The 19,570-nt window shown below is 59.1% G+C and carries 20 protein-coding genes; 8 read left to right on the forward strand and 12 right to left on the reverse strand.

Annotation, left to right across the window (positions count from 1 at the left end):
* The first annotated feature begins 196 nt into the window (after positions 1-196).
* Complete coding sequence (locus tag AACY02_RS12080) at positions 197-712, forward strand: hypothetical protein (RefSeq protein ID WP_339432132.1); 516 nt, start codon at positions 197-199, stop codon at positions 710-712.
* Between the two features lies 1 nt (position 713).
* On the opposite strand, the gene msrA is transcribed toward AACY02_RS12080, so the two are convergent.
* Genes msrA through msrB form a run of 3 tightly spaced genes read right to left on the reverse strand, consistent with a single transcriptional unit; the run spans position 714 to position 3,804 of the window.
* A complete protein-coding gene (gene msrA, locus AACY02_RS12085) occupies positions 714-1,418 on the reverse strand; it encodes a peptide-methionine (S)-S-oxide reductase MsrA (protein ID WP_339432133.1) in 705 nt (234 codons plus the stop codon).
* A 15-nt stretch (positions 1,419-1,433) separates the two neighbouring features.
* On the reverse strand, positions 1,434-3,242 hold the full coding sequence (locus tag AACY02_RS12090) for a cytochrome c biogenesis protein DipZ (RefSeq protein WP_339432134.1): 1,809 nt from the start codon (positions 3,240-3,242) through the stop codon (positions 1,434-1,436).
* Positions 3,243-3,285: 43 nt separating this feature from the next.
* Positions 3,286-3,804, reverse strand: coding sequence for a peptide-methionine (R)-S-oxide reductase MsrB (gene msrB, locus AACY02_RS12095; protein WP_339432135.1), 519 nt, complete (start codon positions 3,802-3,804; stop codon positions 3,286-3,288).
* A 150-nt stretch (positions 3,805-3,954) separates the two neighbouring features.
* Between msrB and AACY02_RS12100 the strand changes: the two genes are divergently transcribed.
* From AACY02_RS12100 to AACY02_RS12110, 3 genes are all read left to right on the forward strand, one after another.
* Positions 3,955-4,665 carry a response regulator transcription factor gene (locus AACY02_RS12100; RefSeq protein WP_339432136.1) on the forward strand — a complete coding sequence of 237 codons (711 nt, stop codon included), beginning with the start codon at positions 3,955-3,957 and terminating at the stop codon, positions 4,663-4,665.
* A complete protein-coding gene (locus AACY02_RS12105; RefSeq protein ID WP_339432137.1) occupies positions 4,662-6,182 on the forward strand; it encodes a sensor histidine kinase in 1,521 nt (506 codons plus the stop codon). The genes AACY02_RS12100 and AACY02_RS12105 overlap by 4 nt, the downstream gene beginning before the upstream one ends.
* A 118-nt stretch (positions 6,183-6,300) precedes the next feature.
* Positions 6,301-7,005: a hypothetical protein gene (locus tag AACY02_RS12110; RefSeq protein ID WP_339432138.1), complete on the forward strand. Its 705-nt coding sequence runs from the start codon at positions 6,301-6,303 to the stop codon at positions 7,003-7,005.
* A 69-nt stretch (positions 7,006-7,074) separates the two neighbouring features.
* Here the strand turns inward: AACY02_RS12110 and AACY02_RS12115 are convergent, their stop codons facing one another.
* The 9 genes from AACY02_RS12115 to hmpA form a co-directional block, all read right to left on the reverse strand.
* The gene (locus AACY02_RS12115; RefSeq protein ID WP_339432139.1) at positions 7,075-7,566 is read right to left on the reverse strand and encodes a RidA family protein; all 492 of its coding nucleotides are present in this window, start codon (positions 7,564-7,566) and stop codon (positions 7,075-7,077) included.
* Positions 7,567-7,789: 223 nt separating this feature from the next.
* On the reverse strand, positions 7,790-8,677 hold the full coding sequence (gene cyoE / locus AACY02_RS12120; RefSeq protein ID WP_332766113.1) for a heme o synthase: 888 nt from the start codon (positions 8,675-8,677) through the stop codon (positions 7,790-7,792).
* Positions 8,678-8,688: 11 nt separating this feature from the next.
* Positions 8,689-9,024: a cytochrome o ubiquinol oxidase subunit IV gene (gene cyoD, locus AACY02_RS12125; protein WP_221731491.1), complete on the reverse strand. Its 336-nt coding sequence runs from the start codon at positions 9,022-9,024 to the stop codon at positions 8,689-8,691.
* The gene (gene cyoC, locus AACY02_RS12130; RefSeq protein ID WP_221731492.1) at positions 9,024-9,647 is read right to left on the reverse strand and encodes a cytochrome o ubiquinol oxidase subunit III; all 624 of its coding nucleotides are present in this window, start codon (positions 9,645-9,647) and stop codon (positions 9,024-9,026) included. Before cyoC ends, cyoD begins: the two co-directional genes overlap by 1 nt.
* A 3-nt stretch (positions 9,648-9,650) precedes the next feature.
* Positions 9,651-11,681 (reverse strand): cytochrome o ubiquinol oxidase subunit I, encoded by a 2,031-nt coding sequence (gene cyoB / locus AACY02_RS12135; RefSeq protein ID WP_339432140.1) that lies wholly within the window; start codon positions 11,679-11,681, stop codon positions 9,651-9,653.
* Between the two features lie 3 nt (positions 11,682-11,684).
* Positions 11,685-12,626 (reverse strand): ubiquinol oxidase subunit II, encoded by a 942-nt coding sequence (gene cyoA / locus AACY02_RS12140; protein WP_339432141.1) that lies wholly within the window; start codon positions 12,624-12,626, stop codon positions 11,685-11,687.
* A gap of 825 nt (positions 12,627-13,451) precedes the next feature.
* Positions 13,452-13,961 (reverse strand): disulfide bond formation protein B, encoded by a 510-nt coding sequence (locus AACY02_RS12145; RefSeq protein WP_277759198.1) that lies wholly within the window; start codon positions 13,959-13,961, stop codon positions 13,452-13,454.
* 25 nt (positions 13,962-13,986) lie between these two features.
* A complete protein-coding gene (locus AACY02_RS12150) occupies positions 13,987-14,547 on the reverse strand; it encodes an ester cyclase (RefSeq protein ID WP_221731496.1) in 561 nt (186 codons plus the stop codon).
* A 166-nt stretch (positions 14,548-14,713) separates the two neighbouring features.
* Complete coding sequence (gene hmpA, locus AACY02_RS12155; RefSeq protein ID WP_339432142.1) at positions 14,714-15,895, reverse strand: NO-inducible flavohemoprotein; 1,182 nt, start codon at positions 15,893-15,895, stop codon at positions 14,714-14,716.
* Positions 15,896-16,058: 163 nt separating this feature from the next.
* On the opposite strand from hmpA, the gene norR reads away from it, so the two are divergent.
* From norR to AACY02_RS12175, 4 genes are all read left to right on the forward strand, one after another.
* Positions 16,059-17,618, forward strand: coding sequence for a nitric oxide reductase transcriptional regulator NorR (gene norR, locus AACY02_RS12160; RefSeq protein WP_339432143.1), 1,560 nt, complete (start codon positions 16,059-16,061; stop codon positions 17,616-17,618).
* Between the two features lie 125 nt (positions 17,619-17,743).
* Entirely contained in the window at positions 17,744-18,646 is a 903-nt protein-coding gene (locus AACY02_RS12165) for a chemotaxis protein CheV (protein WP_221731499.1), read from the forward strand.
* Between the two features lie 27 nt (positions 18,647-18,673).
* Positions 18,674-19,132: a GNAT family N-acetyltransferase gene (locus tag AACY02_RS12170; protein WP_339432213.1), complete on the forward strand. Its 459-nt coding sequence runs from the start codon at positions 18,674-18,676 to the stop codon at positions 19,130-19,132.
* An 87-nt stretch (positions 19,133-19,219) separates the two neighbouring features.
* Positions 19,220-19,546 (forward strand): hypothetical protein, encoded by a 327-nt coding sequence (locus AACY02_RS12175; RefSeq protein WP_339432144.1) that lies wholly within the window; start codon positions 19,220-19,222, stop codon positions 19,544-19,546.
* Positions 19,547-19,570 lie beyond the last annotated feature (24 nt).

The raw sequence follows: 19,570 nt of genomic DNA on the forward strand, positions 1-19,570 counted from the left end.
GCGCAGCTGATCGAAAACTCTCAATGCACCGCTGTCGCGCTGTACTACGGGCAGATCATCGGCTTCGCGCGAGGCATTACCGACAGTTTGGGGTTTGAAACGTCGCTGATTGTCATGGAGCGCCCGCGATTGAAATAACCGTCAAGCACGATGACAACGGCTATGATCCTCCTTTTTCCTGCACGGACGCTGCGCGATGCTCGCCATTTTGCAAAACACCCCGCTGTGGGTTTACGTGGTTTTTGTGATCCTGATGTATTACGGCCTGAAGGCTCGCAAGCCTCAGCACGAGAGCCGGTTATCTCTACTGTCGACTCCATTGGCGCTGCTGGTCTGGTCGCTGTTTTCGCTGAACCTGTCAGTTGATCCCGGTTTTACGCTGGGCGGCTGGTTTATCGCTTTGACCCTCGGCGCCCTGTCGGCATGGCTGATTTTTTCCCGCGAGGGCGTGAAGCTCGACGACCCGGAAACCGGATTGGTTGTGCCGGGCACCTGGAAAGCGTTGATATTGCTGCTGCTGTTTTTTGCGGTGAACTACTACTTCGGCTATCAGGATGACGTGCACCCGGAACACAGCACGGCTGCGGACATGTTGTTGCTCAAGGCCGCAGCGTCCGGTTTTGTCTGCGGACTGATCAGCACCCGCTCGCTGAAGTTCTATTGGCTGCTGCGAACGCTTCAGGCACAACGCCCGTCTTTGGGCGCTCAATGATTCAGGAACCGCTCTTTACCAACACCGGTTTCTCCTGATAACGCTCCCCGAACAACTGCTTCAACTGCGCCACTTTCGGCATGTCGTTGATCACGATGTACGGGTAGCTCGGGTGCTCGGTCAGGAAGTCCTGGTGATAGTCCTCCGCCGGGTAGAAGCCGTTGTAGCTTTCCAGCCTGGTGACGATGGGTTTGCTGAAGACATGGGCCGCGTCGAGTTGAGTGATGTAGGCCTGCGCGACCTTTTGCTGATCAGCGTTGACCGGGAACAGTGCCGAACGGTATTGAGTGCCGCTGTCCGGGCCTTGGCGATTGAGTTCGGTCGGGTTGTGCGCCACCGAGAAGTAGATCTGCAACAGATTGCCATAGCTGACCTGCGTCGGGTCGAAGGTGACTTGCACCGATTCTGCGTGGCCGGTATCGCCGCCGCTGACTCGCTCGTATTCAGCGGTATTGGCCGCGCCACCGGCGTATCCCGAAACCGCTTTCTGCACGCCTTTTACATGCTGAAAAACACCCTGAACGCCCCAGAAACAACCGCCCGCGAATACAGCGGTTTCACTGTGAGCCTGTGTGACTTCGTCGAGGGTGGGCGGTGGAATGACCACCGCGTCTTCGCCGCCAAAGGAGAAGGCTGAACATTGGCCGATCACCCCGGCCACCGCGACACCCAACAACACTCGACGCCAGCTCATTTGATTTTTCATGTCCGTGACTCCTGATCAACCGAAGGTAAAGGCGTAGGCCGACACGCCGGGGTCGAGAAATTCGATGCTGAAAGTTCGATCCTTCACGCCGCCGGACTGGCGCACCAACTGATACAAGCGCTGTTCAGTGACCTGGCCAGAGCCATCCGGGGAGACATCGACGCCGTGCGCTTGACCCGGTGCCTGACCATCAATCGACACTTTGAAACGCACCGGTTTGCCATCCGCACCCGGCCCGAGCACCAGATGCAGGTCGCGGGCATGGAAGCGGTAAACGATGCGGCTGGCCGTTGCACCGGCAGTGGCGCGTTCGGCACCGACGTTCCATTGGCCGCCGAGACTCCAGTCATTCAGGGCCAGATGGGGCGGTGGGGTGTAGGCCGAAACTTTGTCTGGAACAACGCTGAGTTGCGGCACGAAATGTTCTGCACGCTGGTAGCCGATATACGTTTCCGGCGATTGCACTTCGTTCATGTCCGGCGCCTGTTGCACGCCTTTGGCGTCGGCATTGATCAAACCATCGGCGACGGTTTTCGAACCGGCTTCACGCAACAGTTGCTGAATGACGCGTTCCGACTCGGCGTAAGCCCCTTCGCCAAAGTGGTGGTAACGAATCCGTCCCTGAGCGTCAGCAAAGTAATGTGCGGGCCAGTATTCGTTATTGAAGGCGCGCCAGATCTTGTAGTCGTTATCGATGGCCACCGGGTAGTTGATGCCCAGTTCCTTCATGGCTTTGGTGACATTGCCGACATCGCGCTCGAAGGCGAATTCCGGCGCGTGTACGCCGATGACCACCAAGCCTTGATCGCGATACTTTTCAGCCCAGGCTTTGACGTAGGGCAGCGTGCGCAGGCAGTTGATGCAGGAGTAGGTCCAGAAATCCACCAGCACCACTTTGCCCTTCAATGCCTGAGCGTCCAAGGGCGGCGAGTTGAGCCATTGCACTGCGCCATCGAGCGGCGGCAACCGGCCTTCGACCGGCAAGGTTGCCGGGGCCTTTGCGGCCATTTTCATCGCGCCACCGGTGGCCATCATGCTGCCGTTGGCCGCGTCATCTTGCGCCGGAATCTGCGCCATCATCGTGCCGTTCGGGCTTGCAGGTTTGCCCGACAGTTTGCCGACCAAAGCCTGTTCCAATCCGCCAGTGGATGCCGTTGAAAGCCGCGCGAGAATTCCGGTATCCAGCCCCAGCGCAATCGCCGCCACGCCGGCCAGCATCAGCGCGCCCAGGCCTCGACGGATCCACTCACCGGTGCCGATCGAGCGCTTCATCAGCGCAAACACCTTAGCGCCCAGCAGGAGAGCGGCCGCCAGCGAGGTGGCGGCCCCCGCCGCGTAGGCGAGCAACAACAGCGTGGTGGCGATGCTTGCCCCTTGCAGCGCGGCGCCGGTCAGAATCAGCCCCAGAATGGGGCCTGCGCAGGGTGCCCAGAGCAGCCCCGTGGCAACGCCGATCAGAAACGAAGCGCCGGGACGCGGGCGATTGTCCTGGCCGGCAGCCTCTGACAGACGACTGCCGGCCGAAACCAGCGGACGGGTCAGACGTTCGGCCACTCGCGGCAGCAGCAACGTCAGCCCGAACAGTGCAACGAACAGCAACGCGAGCCAGCGACCGTACTGATTGACTTGCACCACCCAACCGCCGCCCACCGCCGCCAACGAGGCGACGAGCGCAAAGGTGACCGCCATCCCCGCCAGCAGCGGCAAGCCACTCTTGATAAACGGCTGCCCGGTGCGAGCGAAGACAAAAGGCAGAACCGGCAGGATGCAAGGGCTGACGATCGTCAGCACACCACCGAGATAAGCGAGAACCAAGAGCCACATAGTGTCGTCCTGTTTGAAGTGAAGAGCGCAAACGTGCCATGGCTCAGGCCGCCACAGCGTTGAAGGTCATCGCCAGGCCATTCATGCAGTAACGCAGCCCGGTGGGTTGCGGCCCGTCATCGAAAACATGTCCCAAATGACCGCCACAGCGTCGACAGTGAACCTCTTCGCGAGCCATCCCGAAGGAGCGGTCCTGGCGCGTGGCCACGGCCTGTTCAAGCGGTGCCCAGAAACTGGGCCAACCGGTGTGGCTGTCGAACTTGGTCGCGGATGAAAACAGCGCCAGATCGCACCCGGCACAGGCAAAGGTGCCCGCGCGATGTTCATTGTTCAGAGGGCTGGAGTAGGCGCGTTCGGTACCTTCTTCACGCAGGATCCGGTACTGCTCGTCAGTCAGGATCGAGTGCCATTCGCTGTCGCTGTGAGTCACTTCAAAGGCTTCATCAGCCTGTGCCTCGCTGATCAGCGGTACGTCAGTCGACAATTTTGGCAATACACCGATTACCAGGGCTGCAAGCCCCAGCCCGCCGCCCGCTACGAGAATCTGCCGCCGTGAAAACATGGCCGTCTCCAAAATTTCAGGTACCTGTCTTGGAACACAGCCTAGGCTTGGGTTGATCGCCAAATCCTCACGGGAAGTTAACGAATTCGTGATAACTCGCCTTGAGGAAAACCCGCACAATGCGCTCATTGCGCCGAAGGATTGAGCTCCATGGAACAAACCAAACGCATCCTGGTGGTCGAGGATGACCAACACATCGCCGACCTGATCTGCCTGCATCTGCGCGATGAGCAATACGACGTTGTACACAGCGCCGACGGCGATGAGGGCATGCGCCTGCTGGAGCGAGGGCACTGGGATGCGCTGGTCCTCGACCTGATGCTGCCGGGCGTCGACGGTCTGGAAATCTGCCGCCGCGCCCGTGCCATGGCGCGCTACACACCGATCATCATCACCAGCGCCCGCTCCAGCGAATTGCACCGCATTCTTGGCCTGGAACTGGGCGCCGACGACTACCTCGCCAAACCGTTCTCGATGCTGGAGCTGGTCGCGCGGGTCAAAGCCCTGCTGCGCCGGGTCGATGCCATGGCGCGCAACCTGAAAATGGATGCCGGTCGCCTGAGCCTCGACGGCCTGAGCATCGACCCGATCACCCGCGAAGTCACCCTCGATGCTCAGCGACTGGACCTCACGCCACGGGAGTTCGATTTGCTGTATTTCTTCGCCCGGCAACCGGGCAAAGTGTTTTCGCGCATGGACCTGCTCAACGCCGTGTGGGGTTACAGCCACGAAGGTTACGAACACACCGTCAACACCCACATCAATCGCCTGCGGGCGAAGATCGAAAAAGACCCGGCGCAACCCTCGCGCATCCTCACCGTGTGGGGCCGCGGCTATAAATTCGGTATCGAGCAGCCATGAAACTGACCCTGACGCAGCGCCTCTCGCTGGTATTCGCCGTGTTGTTGCTGGTGTGCGGTGGTACATCGGCATGGCTGCAAGTGCGTTCCAGCCAGATGCATGAGCTGGAGGTGGTGCAAGGGCTGTCGCGGGATCTGGCGCGACACATCGCCCATGACACGGTACTGATGGACAGCAACGGTTTGATGCCTGGCGCCGTGCGGGAACTGTTCAGCCAACTGATGCTGGTCAACCCGAGTGTCGAGGTGTATCTGCTCGATACCCAGGGACGCATTGTCGGTAACGCGGCGCCCGAGGGCCGGATGCGGCGAGACAACGTCGACCTCGCGCCGATCCGCCAACTGCTCAACGGCCAGCCACTGCCAATCCTCGGCGATGACCCGCGCAGCGTCGATGGGCGCAAGGTCTTCAGCGCCGCGCCATTGCAGGTCAATGGTAAAGCCGCCGGCTATCTGTACGTGGTGTTGCTCAGCGAAGAACACGACCGTTACGCCGAACGCGGCGCCACCAGCGCCGCGCTGAACACGGCGTTGCTGTCCATCGCCGTGGTCGCGTTGCTGTGCCTGATTGCCGGTCTCACCGCGTTCAACCTGATCACCCGGCCACTGCGACGGTTGACCGATACCGTCAGCCGCTTCGACATCGACGGTGCGCCGCCCCCCTTGCCCGCCACGTCGACACCGGTGGACAAAAGCACTGATGCGGATGAGATCGCCATACTCGATGCCACCTTCCGGCACATGCAAAACCGTCTCGGTGAGCAGTGGCGTTCATTGACTCGTCAGGATCAGGAGCGCCGCGAACTGGTGGCCAATATTTCCCACGACCTGCGCACGCCATTGGCCTCGCTGCATGGCTATCTGGAAACCCTGTCGCTCAAGGACACCACGCTGTCCCCCGAAGATCGGCGGCGTTACCTGGGCATCGCCCTCGATCAAAGCCGCAAGGTCGGCGGGCTGGCGCAATCGCTGCTGGAACTGGTGCGCCTGGAACACGGTTTTGTGCAGCCGGTGCTGGAGCGCTTTTCCCTGATCGATCTGGTGCAGGACATCTTCCAGAAATTCGAACTCAGCGCCGAAGCGCGGCAGGTCGAACTCAAGGCCGGTTTCGTACCGAACCTGCCCACCGTCTGGGCTGACCTGGGACTGATCGAACGGGTGCTGACCAATCTGGTGGACAACGCTTTGCGCCATACCCCTCAGGGTGGCGAGATCGAACTCGACCTGAAGTTCCAGGGCTCAGGCGTCGACGTGACCGTGAGCGACACCGGCCCCGGCATCGCGCCCGAACTGCGCGAAGGTTTGTTCCTGCGCCCGTTCAATATCGGCGGCTCACGACGCGACGGTGGCTTGGGACTGCGCATCGTGCACCGCATCCTGCAACTGCATGGCCGCCAGATTCAGTTGGTGGATGTCACCGGACGCGGTGCGACGTTCCACTTTTCCTTGCCGGTCGATCAGCAAACCGCCGAGCAATGGCTGGCGCAGTCGATGAATCGTAACCACGCGGACAAATAGTTGAGACCATCGGCCCGTTGCTCCGTGACAACGCCGCCCTGCTCCCCTAAATTAGGCGGCCTGAAAAAGACCTCGCGCTTTCTCATCTCAACTCAAGTTAAAAAGTAGTGAAATTTCAATGTCCGATTTCAACACCGCTGAATCCGTAGTCACCGAATCGTCCAAAGCGGAATACGAAAACTCCATCAATCTTTCACAACACCTTCCACAAGCCAAAATCATCAGCGAGATGGTGCTGGACGCGTTTCAGTCGAGCCGCGAGAGCGACCAGATCCGCGAGCTGCGCACCGCGATCCGTCAGGCTCACGACAGCTTCGATGACGACAAGGCCTACGAGCTGATGGGCGAACTCAAGCGTCTGAAGGACGCCGAGGCCGCCGACATCGCCGCCCTCGAAGACCTGAGCAGCCAGTTTTCGATCAGCCGCATCCTGTCCAGCTTCAAGGACGATCCGGCGTTTCAGGAAATCGTCTACGGCCTCGCCCTCAAAGTGCTGAACCAGACGCATCAGGCCATCAGCAACCCGAGTGGCGGCAAGAGCAAAGCCGCGCGCGCCAGGAAAGAAGTCGAAATCTTCACCATCAGCAAGGACGGCATCAGTGTGACCCTGCCGCTGCGCACACCGCGCTCGCGCCTGAACGTTGACCGTGAAGCGCTGGAGTTCCTGGGTTTCACCTTCGTCGGTGAAGGTGAAGAAGCCGAACTCGATGGCGAAACCTTCGTCGACAACGCCGGCACCGAACACGCCGTCAACCGCAAGAACATCATCACCGCTCTGCAACAGCAGACCGCGTTCGATGGCTACAGCATCGCCGCGCAGTAATACGGCAACGCTTGCGAAAAAGCCCCGCACTGAGATTCAGGCGGGGCTTTTTGTTGTCCGCCGCGCAGGTTATGCGTCCGAGTGCAGCGCGGCAATCATGTCGACCTCAATCGCCGCGTTCTTGGGCAACTGATAGACACCGACCGTGGTGCGTGTATGCCGGCCGGCATCACCGAGCACGTGACTGAACACATCGGATGCACCGTTGGCCACTTCGCTCAGGTCAACAAAGTCCGCCGTGGACTTCACGTACACCGTGACCCGCAACAACGCCTTGATCTTGTCCAGCGACCCAACCGCATCGACGATCAGTGCCAGGCAACGCATCGCACTGATGCTCGCGGCGGCCTGCGCATCCTCGAGCGTCAACTCCAGGCCAACCCGACCGGGGTACTGAATCTTGCCGTTAGTGCGCGGCACCATGCCGCTGATGTACAGCTCATCATGATGACGGATCAGCGGCGCGTAATTGCCGCCGGCAGTGTTCTCGCCGTAGATGTCGTAGTTGAGCGCTTGTGCCAGGCCAATGAAGCGTTCGTCGCAGGTCATCCTCTCGGTCATTTCGCCCAGCCTTTTGATTGATGCGTGAATAACAGTCGAAGACCTGCGCAATGGCCTGGCGCTATCACTGTCATGGTTGGATCCAAATCTAGGGGTTTTGGACTCCAGTCGCAACCCTCACTCTCTCCCGGAAGTAATGGGTTGGGTGAGGGGACCTTACGACGAGCAACAAAAAACCCCGCACATCTCTCGATGGCGGGGTTTCTTGTACAACCTGTAAACCTTACGGCGCGTACGTCAGCAACAGCTCGCTCGGCACCTTGAAGTCCAGGGACATCATGACGCTCAACGCGGTGATGGTGAAGATCGAGAACACAAACAGCTTGCGTGCCCAGACCGTGTCATCCACCGCTTTGTAGCCGGTCCAGGCCATGTACAACCAGTACATGCCCATGGCCGCGGCAACGGCGAGGTAGCTCATGCCGGCATAGCCGCTGAAGGTCAGCATCAAGGTCGCCACGAGGAACGCCAGGATGTAGAGCAGGATGTGCTTCTTGGCCACTTGAATCCCGCGTTTGACCGGCAACACCGGAATCGATGCGGCCAGGTAATCGTTGAAGCGGAAGATCGCGATGGCGTAGGAATGCGGCATCTGCCACAGGCTGAACATCACCAGCAGCGTCAGTGCGGCCATGTCGAAGCTGTTGGTCACAGCAACATAGCCAATCACCGGCGGCATCGCGCCCGACAGACTGCCCACCAGCGTGCCGTGAACCGACTTGCGCTTGAGGTACAGGCTGTAGAAGCCGACGTAGATCACGAAGCCGATGACCGCGAACAAAGCGGCCAACGGGTTGGCCACCTTGTACAACAATGCAACGCCGAGAACACCCAGGATGGTCGCGTAGACAAGGGCCAGTTTCAGGGAGATCAAGCCCTGGACCAGCACCCGGTTCTTGGTGCGTTCCATCTTCAGGTCGATGTCGCGGTCGATGCAGTTGTTGAACACGCAACCGGAGGCGACAACCAGGGAAGTGCCGATCATGGCGGCCAGAAACACCGCCAGATCTACATGCCCTTTCGAGGCCAGGAAGAACCCGCCTGCCACAGAAAGCACGTTACCGAAAATGATCCCCGGTTTGGTGATTTGGATAAAGTGCTTGAGCGACATCGGGTCTTACCTCACTTCGCCATCATGTAGGTGTGGATGCTGAACATGATCCACAGCGACAGGCCAACCAGCAGCACGATCACGATCGCGGCGAACACGAAGGCAATCACGTTGTTACGTTGCGCAGCCGAACGATCCAGGTGCAGGAAGTACACGAGGTGGACAACCACTTGAATCACGGCGAAAGCCAGAACGATCATCAGCGTGATCGACTTCGGCAGCGACGGGTACATCACCAGCGCAAACGGAATCGCCGTCAGGATCACCGACAGGATAAAGCCGATTGCGTAGGACTTGACGCTGCCGTGGCTGTCGTCGTGGCTGTCATGGGAGTGTGCGTTAGCCATTACAGGGTCCCCATCAGGTAAACAACGGTGAATACGCAGATCCACACCACGTCCAGGAAGTGCCAGAACAGGCTCAGGCAGCTCAGACGGGTCTTGTTGGTCGCCGTCAGGCCGTGCTTGTTGACCTGGTACATCATGATGCCCATCCAGATCAGACCCGCGGAAACGTGCAGACCGTGAGTACCGACCAGGGTGAAGAACGCGGACAGGAAGCCCGAACGGCTAGGACCGAAGCCCTCGGAGATCAGCAGGTGGAACTCGTTGATCTCCATGGCGATAAAGCCAGCGCCGAGCAGGAAGGTCATGAACAGCCAACCCAGAACCTGCTGCTTTTTACCTTTGTACAACGCCAGCATGGCGAAGCCGTAGGTGATCGAACTGAACAACAGCAGAGCGGTTTCGCCCAGCACGTAGGGCAGCTCGAAGATGTCGTGGCCGGCTGGGCCACCTGCAACGTTGTTTACCAGTACCGCGTACACCGCGAAGATCGACGCAAACAGAATGCAGTCGGTCATCAGGTAGAGCCAGAAACCGTATACGGTCATCTCGCCCGAATCGTGGTGATGGTCATCGTGCCCATGGTCACCATGGGCGTGTCCAGCATTGGTCACTAAATTCGACATGGTTTAAGCCTGTTCCAACGAGGTTTCAACACGGGTGGCGGAAGCCGGGATTTTCCCTGCCGCAACCAGACGCTTGTGCTGCTCGGCTTCGATGCGCTCGATCGTTGCAACCGGAACCATATAGCCCTGGTCGTCACGCGCAGCGTGGATCACGAAGTACACGACAGTGCCGACCAGACTTGCGATCGCCAGCCACCAGATGTGCCAGATCATCGCGAAACCGAACACGGTCAGCAGTGCGCCCATCACCACGCCAGTGGCGGTGTTGTTCGGCATGTGGATCGGCTCGTACTTGGCCGGAGCCTGGTACGCGGTACCGTTTTCCTTGGCTTCGGTGAACGGGTCGATGCAGTCAGCCTTAGGCAGCACAGCGAAGTTGTAGAACGGCGGTGGCGACGAGGTCGACCATTCCAGCGTGTGGCCATTCCACGGGTCACCGTGATCGCACACGTTCTCTGGCTTGTTACGGTCACGCACACTGACGTACAGCTGGATCAGTTGACAGGCGATACCGACAGCGATCATCACCGCGCCGAACATGGCAACGTACAGGTACGGCACCCACTCAGGGTTGGTGGTGGCGTTCAGACGACGGGTCATGCCCATGAAGCCCAGTGCATAGAGCGGCATGAACGCGACGAAGAAGCCCGAGATCCAGAACCAGAACGCTGCTTTACCCCAGCCTTCGTGCAGCTTGAAGCCGAACGCTTTCGGGAAGTAGAAGCCGAAACCGGCGATGTAACCGAATACCGCACCGCCGATGATCACGTTGTGGAAGTGCGCGATCACGAACAGGCTGTTGTGCAGAACGAAGTCAGCACCCGGGATGGCCAGCAGTACGCCGGTCATGCCGCCGATGGCGAAGGTCACCATGAAGCCCAGGGTCCACAGAACCTGGCTGGTGAAGCGCAGACGGCCCTGGTAGATGGTAAACAGCCAGTTGAATAGCTTCACACCCGTCGGGATGGAAATCAGCATCGTCGCCAGACCGAAGAAGGCGTTGACGCTCGCACCCGAACCCATGGTGAAGAAGTGGTGCAGCCAAACCATGAAGCCCAGTACCGAGATCGCGCCCGAGGCGTAGATCATCGAGTGGTGGCCGAACAGTTTCTTGCCGGTGAACGCCGAGATCACTTCCGAGAAGATGCCGAATGCCGGCAGGATCAGGATGTATACCTCAGGGTGGCCCCACGCCCAGAACAGGTTGACGTACATCATTGGATTGCCACCAAGTTCATTGGTGAAAATGTGGAAATCCATGTAACGGTCAAGTGTCAGCAGTGCCAGCGTAGCGGTCAGGATCGGGAACGAAGCCACGATCAGAACGTTTGCCCAGGTGCAGGTCCAGGTGAAGATCGGCATGTCCATCAGTTTCATGCCAGGGGTACGCATTTTCAGCACGGTGGCCAGGAAGTTGACCCCCGTTAGCGTCGTACCCAACCCGGATAACTGTAGCGCCCAGATGTAGTAGTCCATCCCCACGCCAGGACTGTATTGCAAGCCCGACAGCGGCGGATAGGCAACCCAACCGGTCTTGGCGAATTCGCCGACGCCCAGGGACAGGTTGATCAACACAACGCCCGATACCAGCAGCCAGAAGCTCAGGGAGTTCAGGAACGGGAAGGCAACGTCACGCGCGCCGATCTGCAGCGGCACTGCAAGGTTCATCAGGCCGGTGAAGAATGGCATCGCCATGAAGATGATCATGATCACACCGTGAGCGGTGAAGATCTGGTCATAGTGTTCAGGCGGCAGGTAGCCAGGCGAACCCTCGGTGGCCATGGCCAACTGGGTACGCATCATGATCGCGTCGGCAAAGCCGCGCAGCAGCATGACCATGGCAACGACGATGTACATCACGCCGATTTTCTTGTGGTCGACCGACGTCAGCCACTCGGTCCACAAGTACGTCCACTTCTTGAAGTAGGTGATTGCAGCGAACAGCGCCAGACCACCGAGGGCGATCATGGCGATGGTCACCATCACGATCGGCTCGTGGAATGGGACTGCTTCCCAACTTAATTTACCAAACATCGTTTACTCCTCTGCCCCGGCAGCTGAATGCGAACTCGAGTCAATATCCGTGGCCGCCACTTCTTTCTCTTTCTTCTCGTGCTTCAGCGGCTTGCCCGGCTTCATACCTTCGTACTTGTCGACGATGATCTGGAACTGGTTGGGCGTGACCGACGAGTAGAGCTCGACTGGGTTGTTCTGGCTCGGTTTGGCAAGGGCTGCGTATTCAGCTTGATCAAGCTGTTTAGGTGACTTCTTGACTTCGCTTACCCAGGCGTCGAAATCTTCCTGAGTCGTCGAGATGGCTTTGAACTTCATGCCGGTGAAACCCGCGCCGCTGTAGTTGGCGGAGATACCGTCCATTTCAGCGTTGCGGTCAGCGATCAGGTGCAGCTTGGTCTGCATGCCCGCCATCGCGTAGATCTGGCCGCCCAGACCCGGGATGAAGAACGAGTTCATCACAGCGTCGGAGGTGATCTTGAAGTTGATGGGCGTGTGCGCCGGGAACACGATCTTGTTGACCGTGGCAATGCCTTGTTCCGGGTAGATGAACAGCCACTTCCAGTCCAGCGCGACCACTTCGATGGTCACAGGCTTGACGTCGGATTCAATCGGACGATACGGGTCCAATTCGTGGGTCGAAATGTAGGTGATGTAACCCAGGGCAATAATGATCAGCACCGGGATGGTCCAGACCGCCACTTCGATTTTGGTCGAGTGCGACCACTTCGGGGTGTAGACGGCGTTCTTGTTGGACGCGCGGTACTTCCAGGCAAACAGGAAGGTCATGACGATAACCGGCACCACGACCAACAGCATCAGCAAGGTCGCGGTGATGATCAGGTTGCGCTGTTCCAGGCCGATCTGGCCCGTTGGATTGAGCAAGGTCATGTTGCAGCCTCCCAGCAACAACGTGCCGAGCAGCGGCACTAGGCCTAGTAATCTGGGGTACCTGTTTTTACTCATCTCACGACCTCTAAAGCAGCTTGCGCAATGCAGTTGGGTTTTGATCGCCAACACTTCACCCTGCCAAGGGTTGGCATTTTCTTTGGATTGAATAAGGGCCGCCCGTCGCGCGTCAGACGCTCGACAAATCCCGGAGCAGCGTTAAGTTCTTATTCGAATTCGTGGTCAAAGGCCTTGTTACAGACCAATTCCATTTGGTGCGGAAAGTTGGAAGGCACCGACACCTGGGTGTCTCGCCAGCCATCCGGCCTGCTCGACACCCGACTTCCTGCTCAGTTCCTTAATAAAGGCTGAACAGTGCCGGAAATTCATTGCGGGCGATTGTAGATAGGTAGCGCCCTATACACCATGTCTTATCCCGAAATAATTTTTATCCGTTCGAGCAACAATCCATCGCCATTTTTGCAAAAGTGCCGCATGTTATCGAAATCGATTCTCAACAAAAACACCAAAAATAGTAGGTGTATCCGCGTCAGTTCAGACAGCTCTGAAGGCTTTTTCCGAAGACCAGAACTGCGCAAAGCCTGATATTCAAAGGCTTTTGGCCATATCCCGACGCTTGTTAAAAATGCCTGATCTGGCACTCGCGTTCAAAACACGAAAAACGCCGAAACAGACCAATCCTTTTTTGTAACAGCACACCAATCCGTGTCTGTGAAACCGCTGGCGACGCCGCTCGTGTGACAACATGTCGCACACCTGTCGCACGCTCCATTGCCGTTCGTCACGGTGATCTGACAAACACTCTGAAATGCAAAACGCCCCGATTTGCTGATCCGCAAATCGGGGCGCTTTCTGTATCGGCCAAAGCGTTGAAAAGTTGACTCAGCGCAGTGCTTTCCGGTTACGCGAGGTCAGCAGTGGCACCAGAATCACCACCAGCACGAACGCCACCAGCGCCCATTGGGCCAGCGACAGACCGAGGATCGGCGGGTACGGCGTCGAGCAGAAACCGTCGACCTGGAAGCCCAGCGGGAAGATCTTCGCCAGCGGCAGGTCATCGACAATCGGCTGCAGCACATCGATGCCGCAGCTCACCGCCGGATAGAACTGCGTGTAAACGTGATGCCCGGCCACACCTGCGCCAGCAATCGCGCAAATCACCACCAGCACTTCAAACACCGTGATGCTGCGCCGGGTGCGCATGCCTGCGCCAATGAACGCGAACAGCGCAATCAGCAACAACGCATAACGCTGCAAGATGCACAGCGGGCATGGCGCCTCGCCCAGTACGATCTGCATGTACAGCGCCCCACCGATCAGCGCCAGGCAGATGATGCCCAGCAGCACCAGAAAGCGCCGCTCACGTCCCAATCGAATCGTTTCCTCGCTCATCGCGTTTCCCTTGTATGTCCATGGTTCAGCTGGCTGGCGGCTGCGCGTGCAGTTGCGCCATCAGGCTGATGTTGTCTTCGATATGCCAATTGGCCGCGATGCGACCGTTGTCGATCTGATAGATATCGGTTGCCCGGAAGTCTACACGCTGGCCCTGCCCTTTGAGAGCCTTGAACGTGCCGCTGAAGTGCCCGTGAAAGTGCAGATGCACCACCACGCGATCACCGGCGACGATCATTTGCTCAATGTCGCAACGCAGGTCCGGCACCGCTGTGCGAAAGAACTTCGACGCCAGCAATGGCCCGGTCGGCCCTTGCACCCGACCTTCAGGCGGAGTCTTGTCGACAAACTGCGGCGACAAGGCGGCGATGGCCAATGCCTCCTCACCCGAATTCCAGAAACTGCCATAACGCCGCGCTGCCAGTTCCATGGCCTCAACCTGTGCCTTGGGCAGGCTCTGATCGACGATCAGGGTCTGCGGTGTGATCAAGGCCGATTCGGCACAAGCAAATGGGCTGGCCAACAGCGAAGCCGACAGGCTCAGCGCAGCGAGGCTGAAACGAGGGGAGAAGATGATGTGCGACATGGGAGCGATCCTGATCAGGTAAACGAACGAGCGCCTATCATCAGCATCGGGGAATAAACGATAAACCGGTTAAGAAACGATTAACCTTTAAACACTTTTTAAGAATCGAGACCGTAGTGATGCCATCGCGGGCAAGCCCGCGATGCAAACGACTCGGTCCGAAGGATTATTCCAAAGCGGACGCCGGGCCAAAGAACTCATACCGGCTCTGCTTCTCCGGCACGCCCAGCGCTTTGAGATGGCGCTTGATCGCCGCCATGAAACCTTTCGGCCCCAAGAAATAAGCATCGACATCACGCTGCGCCGGCAGCCATTCGCCGAGCAATTGCTGGTTCAACATCCCGACGTTGTCCGCCGCCGGGCTCACACCGTCATCTTCGGCGTAGCAATAGAAACGCTTGAGTTGCGGATGACGCTCAGCCAAACCATCGATCCAGTCGCGGAACGCATGGACGCCGCCGTTGCGTGCGCAGTGGATAAAGTGCACCGGGCGCTTGGTCTGCAGCGCCGCTTCAAGCATCGCCAGGGTCGGCGTGATCCCGACGCCACCGCTGATCAGTACCAGCGGTTTGTCGCTGGCCGTCAGGGTGAACTCACCCGATGGCGGAAACAGCAGAATGCTCGCCCCCACCTGCAATTGATCGTGCAGATGATTGGACGCACGGCCACCCGGCTCGCGCTTGACGCTGATGCGGTACTGGCCTTTGTTCGCCAACGCCGACAGCGAGTAGTTGCGACGGATTTCTTCGCCATCGAGGATCAGCTTCATTCCGATGTACTGACCCGGCTCGGCCGCGAGAATCGGGCCTTTGTCCGCAGGTTCAAAGTAGAACGAAATGATTTCCGCGCTCTCCTCGACCTTGGCCGCCACAATGAACTCGCGCGCGCCGCGCCAGCCGCCGACGGCGTGTTCTTTCTGATCATAGATGGCGGTTTCGGCGCCGATCAGAATGTCGGCCAGTTGCCCATAGGCCGCGCCCCAGGCACTCATCACCTCAGGCGTAGCGATCTCTTCGCCGAGCACTTCAGAGATGGCGCGCAGCAGGCATGTACCGACGATCGGGTAATGTTCCGGCAGAATCTGCAGGGCGACGTGTTTGTTGATGATCTTCGCCACCAGGTCGCCCAACTGGTCGAGTTGATCGATGTGCCGCGCATACATCAGCACGCCGTTGGCCAGGGCCCGCGGTTGATCGCCGCTGGCCTGGTGGGCCTGGTTGAACAACGGACGCACTTGCGGGTATTCAGAGAGCATCATGCGATAGAAGTGGGTGATCAGCGCTTCACCGCCGCTTTCCAGCAGAGGCACGGTGGATTTGACGATGGCACGATCCTGGACGCTAAGCATAAGGGTGACTCCTGCGTTTTCTTGAAAGTTACCTTAGGCTTATCAGCTTCCGTGCCAACTTTATTTCCTATAAAAAACAATCACTTAAAATTTAAGTAGTCATATCGACACCAAGCTATTTATAGTCAACACGACTACATCTTGTCTCTTTGACTACAAAACCATGTCCGCCAAATCCCTGCTCACCGCCCTGCTGCCTCTGGTCTCCGACCTCTCCCGTGAACTGCCCGAGGGCGAGCGTTACCGACGCCTGCTCGAGGCCATGCGCGCCCTGCTGCCCTGTGACGCTGCCGCACTACTGCGCCTGGACGGCGAAGCGCTGGTGCCGCTGGCGGTGGACGGCTTGAGCACCGACACCCTCGGCCGACGTTTCAAAGTCAGCGAGCATCCGCGCTTCGGAGTGTTGCTGGCAGGCAAAGGGCCGACCCGATTCGCTGCTGACAGTGACTTGCCCGATCCTTACGACGGCTTGGTCGAGGGCCTGGACGATCATCTCCAAGTCCACGACTGCCTCGGTTGCCCGTTGTTCGTCGATGAAAAGCTTTGGGGCCTGATCACCCTCGACGCCCTGGATCCCGAGCGTTTCGAACCGATCGAACTGGATGCGCTGCAAGCCTTCGCCAGCCTCGCCTCGGCCACGGTCAACGCCGCCGAGCGCATCGAACGTCTGGCGACTCGCGCCGAAGACGAACATCAGCGCGCGGAGGTCTACCGCCAGGCCAGCGGCCAGCAGCACCGCGAAATGATCGGCCAGAGCAAAGCCCTTAAACGGCTGGTAGAAGAAATCAATCTGGTGGGTGGCAGTGATCTGACCGTGTTGATCACCGGCGAAACCGGGGTCGGCAAAGAACTGGTCGCCCAAGCCATTCACGCCGCCTCCCCTCGCGCTGATAAACCGATCATCAGCCTCAACTGCGCCGCCCTGCCCGACACGCTGGTGGAAAGCGAGTTGTTCGGCCATGTACGCGGCGCGTTTACCGGCGCCACCAGTGACCGGCGCGGCAAATTCGAGCTGGCCAATGACGGCACGCTGTTTCTCGACGAGGTCGGCGAGTTGTCGCTAACGGTGCAGGCCAAGTTGCTACGGGTTCTGCAGAGCGGCCAATTGCAGCGCCTGGGCTCGGACAAGGAGCATCAGGTCGATGTGCGCTTGATCGCCGCGACCAACCGCGACCTGGCCGAAGAAGTGCGCAGCGGCCGTTATCGCGCCGACTTCTACCACCGCCTGAGCGTGTACCCGCTGCGGGTGCCGGCGTTGCGTGATCGCGGGCGTGACGTGCTGCTGCTCAGCGGATTCTTCCTCGAACAGAACCGTTCGCGCATGGGCCTCAACAGCCTGCGGCTCAACAGCGACGCCCAAGAGGCCCTGCTCGCCTACACTTGGCCGGGTAACGTGCGAGAGCTTGAACACCTGATCGGTCGCAGTGCCCTCAAAGCGCTGGGCAACAGCAAAGTAAGGCCGAAAATACTCAGCCTGAGTGCCGCGGACCTGGATTTACCGCATGAGGTTGTGGATAACTCGCCTTTGCCGGCGGCCGCTGTTGTGGCGCCTGTATCGCTCATCAGCGGGGACTTGCGCGCGGCGACCGAGGCGTATCAGCGCCAGTTGATCAGTGCGGCGCTGGCGCGCAATCAGGATAACTGGGCAAGTGCGGCGCGCGAGTTAGGGTTGGATCGGGCAAATCTGGGGCGGATGGCCAAGCGCCTCGGCATGAAAAACTGAAAAGCTTGAGAAGCCCCTCACCTGACAACTGACCTAAAGCCCATCCTTTAAACGCCGATAACCCGGCATCGATCGTTTTTGGCGATTCCACCTTCGCCCATCACCTTTTTCCACAGAAGGTTTTTATGTCCTCCAACAAAGCCCGCGCAGATTCACTTTCGCTTCTGCTGTTTACCTTGCGCAGCGGCAAGCTGATGGCGATCAACCTGCTGAAAGTCAGTGAAATCATCCCCTGCCCGCCGCTGACCAAGCTGCCGGAGTCGCACCCGCACGTCAAAGGCATCGCCACCCTGCGCGGCGCCTCGCTGTCGGTGATCGACCTGAGCCGCGCCATCGGCGAGCGACCGCTGGAAGACCCGAACGGCGGCTGCCTGATCGTCACTGACGTCAGCCGCTCGAAACAAGGCCTGCATGTACAGGCCGTGAGCAAAATCATCCATTGCCTGACCACCGACATCAAACCGCCGCCGTTCGGCTCCGGCGGTGTGCGCGCCTACATTACCGGCGTGACCTCGGTCGAAGGCACGCTGGTGCAAGTGCTGGACATCGAAAAAGTTATCCACAGCATCGCCCCGGCGCAGATTGAAATGGCCCCCACCGACCTGACCATGGAAGACGCCGAAGTCCTCGGCAACGCAAGGATTCTGGTGGTCGACGACAGCCAGGTAGCGCTGCAGCAATCGGTGCATACCCTGCGTAACCTCGGCCTGCAATGCCACACCGCCCGCAGCGCCAAGGAAGCCATCGACTGCCTGCTCGACCTGCAGGGCACGGCGCGGCAGATCAACCTGATCGTCTCGGACATCGAAATGTCCGAGATGGACGGCTACGCCTTCACCCGGACCCTGCGCGAGACCCCGGACTTCGCTCACCTCTACGTGCTGCTGCACACCTCGCTCGACAGCGCGATGAACAGCGAAAAAGCCCGTCTGGCCGGGGCCAACGCGGTGCTGACCAAGTTCTCCTCGCCGGAGTTGACCCAACGCCTGATCGAAGCGGCCAAACACGTTGCCGCCAGCGGACACTGAGCCTTGGGCCAGACGCACTGCTTGCTGATGCGCCGCGATCTGCGCGCGGACGCGCCGCCAATTGTCTGGCCGCAGGGTATCGAGGTCAGCCTTTATAACGCCGAACTGGCCCCGACCGTGCACCACCTGATGCAACTGGGCTATCGCGACGGTGGCGGCCGGGTGCCAGCGCTGGAGCAATGGCAGCAACGGTTTGAAACCGATCCCGAATACGATCCGACCCTGTGTTTTATTGCCCACGATACCGAGGGCGTCGTCGGTGTAGCGCAATGCTGGACCAGTGCCTACATCAAGAATCTGGTGGTACATCCGCGTGCTCGAGGCCGAGGTCTCGGTCGGGCGTTGCTGCTCAATGCATTCAAGGTGTTTCAGCATCGGCGCGAGGGGTTCGTCGATTTGAAGGTGCTGGAAGATAACGTTCGGGCGCAGCGGTTGTATGAGAGTGCCGGGATGTATGTGGTTCGCCGGGAAATCGTCCCGCACTGATCCACTGCTTCCCCGCGACGACGTCGGCACAGACAACGTCTCACACTCAGGCATACTCCAACCTTGGCCATAACAAGGATGCCCACCATGAAGACCCTCACCTTAAGCCTGCTCTGCCTCACCGCGCTCACCTCCCTGGCCCACGCCTCCAGCCCCGAAGCCTGGGCGGCCTACGACAAAAGCGTACTCGCCAGTTGCACCAAGGCCAGTGGCCTGAAAAACGTCAAACCGGTTGGCAACCCCGCGCAATTCGATCGCCGAGTCGGTTACACCGCCGTTCTGCTGCAAGGTCAATACCCGCAAAAACACATGAAGGGCCAGCAAGGTACAGAGCTGTGCCTGTTCAACAAAAAGTCAAAAAGCGCCTTCGTCACCGAATGGGACTCGATCCGCCCCACCGCCAAAGCGCAGTAAATGGCGCACAACTTGCTTCGACAG

The sequence above is a fragment of the Pseudomonas sp. EA_65y_Pfl2_P78 genome, from assembly GCF_963970495.1.
GTDB classification, from domain to species: domain Bacteria; phylum Pseudomonadota; class Gammaproteobacteria; order Pseudomonadales; family Pseudomonadaceae; genus Aquipseudomonas; species Aquipseudomonas baetica_A.

Bases quoted from the DNA above. Each gene is read 5' to 3' on its own strand.
- AACY02_RS12105 (WP_339432137.1), top strand. From the start codon at position 4,662: ATGAAACTGACCCTGACGCAGCGCCTCTCGCTGGTATTCGCCGTGTTG.
- AACY02_RS12115 (WP_339432139.1), bottom strand. From the start codon at position 7,566: ATGACCGAGAGGATGACCTGCGACGAACGCTTCATTGGCCTGGCACAA.
- norR (WP_339432143.1), top strand. From the start codon at position 16,059: ATGTCCGCCAAATCCCTGCTCACCGCCCTGCTGCCTCTGGTCTCCGAC.
- AACY02_RS12090 (WP_339432134.1), bottom strand. From the start codon at position 3,242: ATGTGGCTCTTGGTTCTCGCTTATCTCGGTGGTGTGCTGACGATCGTC.
- AACY02_RS12145 (WP_277759198.1), bottom strand. From the start codon at position 13,961: ATGAGCGAGGAAACGATTCGATTGGGACGTGAGCGGCGCTTTCTGGTG.
- cyoA (WP_339432141.1), bottom strand. From the start codon at position 12,626: ATGAGTAAAAACAGGTACCCCAGATTACTAGGCCTAGTGCCGCTGCTC.
- AACY02_RS12100 (WP_339432136.1), top strand. From the start codon at position 3,955: ATGGAACAAACCAAACGCATCCTGGTGGTCGAGGATGACCAACACATC.
- cyoB (WP_339432140.1), bottom strand. From the start codon at position 11,681: ATGTTTGGTAAATTAAGTTGGGAAGCAGTCCCATTCCACGAGCCGATC.
- cyoD (WP_221731491.1), bottom strand. From the start codon at position 9,024: ATGGCTAACGCACACTCCCATGACAGCCACGACGACAGCCACGGCAGC.
- AACY02_RS12110 (WP_339432138.1), top strand. From the start codon at position 6,301: ATGTCCGATTTCAACACCGCTGAATCCGTAGTCACCGAATCGTCCAAA.
- AACY02_RS12165 (WP_221731499.1), top strand. From the start codon at position 17,744: ATGTCCTCCAACAAAGCCCGCGCAGATTCACTTTCGCTTCTGCTGTTT.
- cyoC (WP_221731492.1), bottom strand. From the start codon at position 9,647: ATGTCGAATTTAGTGACCAATGCTGGACACGCCCATGGTGACCATGGG.
- hmpA (WP_339432142.1), bottom strand. From the start codon at position 15,895: ATGCTTAGCGTCCAGGATCGTGCCATCGTCAAATCCACCGTGCCTCTG.
- msrB (WP_339432135.1), bottom strand. From the start codon at position 3,804: ATGTTTTCACGGCGGCAGATTCTCGTAGCGGGCGGCGGGCTGGGGCTT.
- msrA (WP_339432133.1), bottom strand. From the start codon at position 1,418: ATGAAAAATCAAATGAGCTGGCGTCGAGTGTTGTTGGGTGTCGCGGTG.
- AACY02_RS12150 (WP_221731496.1), bottom strand. From the start codon at position 14,547: ATGTCGCACATCATCTTCTCCCCTCGTTTCAGCCTCGCTGCGCTGAGC.
- AACY02_RS12170 (WP_339432213.1), top strand. From the start codon at position 18,674: ATGCGCCGCGATCTGCGCGCGGACGCGCCGCCAATTGTCTGGCCGCAG.
- AACY02_RS12175 (WP_339432144.1), top strand. From the start codon at position 19,220: ATGAAGACCCTCACCTTAAGCCTGCTCTGCCTCACCGCGCTCACCTCC.
- cyoE (WP_332766113.1), bottom strand. From the start codon at position 8,677: ATGTCGCTCAAGCACTTTATCCAAATCACCAAACCGGGGATCATTTTC.
- AACY02_RS12080 (WP_339432132.1), top strand. From the start codon at position 197: ATGCTCGCCATTTTGCAAAACACCCCGCTGTGGGTTTACGTGGTTTTT.